The sequence below is a fragment of the Campylobacter sp. 2018MI13 genome, assembly GCF_018501135.1.
GTDB lineage: Bacteria > Campylobacterota > Campylobacteria > Campylobacterales > Campylobacteraceae > Campylobacter_E.
On sequence record NZ_JAHCZC010000214.1, the window covers coordinates 1 to 456 of the forward strand.

1 protein-coding gene is annotated in these 456 nt (G+C 40.1%); it reads left to right on the forward strand.

The features are described from left to right. Positions 1-252 (forward strand): 50S ribosomal protein L20 (rplT, locus tag KJQ99_RS09700; protein WP_214150710.1); only part of this gene is annotated, 252 nt, incomplete at its 5' end. Positions 253-456 lie beyond the last annotated feature (204 nt).

Here is a 456-nt window from a genome sequence, read left to right on the forward strand (position 1 = left end):
ACTCAATTCAAGGTTGCTAAGCAACAAGTAATGAAGTCATACCAATACGCTTTCCGTGATCGTCGAAAGAACAAGTCCAACTTCCGCAAGTTGTGGATTGCTCGTATCAACGCTGCAGCTCGTATGAACGGCATCAGCTACAGCCAATTGATGCACGGCTTGAAATTGGCTAACATCGAAGTTAACCGCAAGATGTTGGCTGATCTTGCTATTACTGATGCAGCAGCATTTACGGCCGTTGTTGAAGAATGAAAGAAGTCTTTGGCATAATATTTAGCTTACCTAAAAGAGCTGGGAGTTGTTTTTCTCCTGGGTCCGTGTTATTGCTAAATGGAATGATTCGTGTGTCTTGCGTAAACGTAATCTACTAATCTATTATTATAGTAGCAAAATTTCAGAAGGGAATTAGAGCATGTTTTCAAACTTTCTACCAACATGGCAATTTGAGTCAATTTA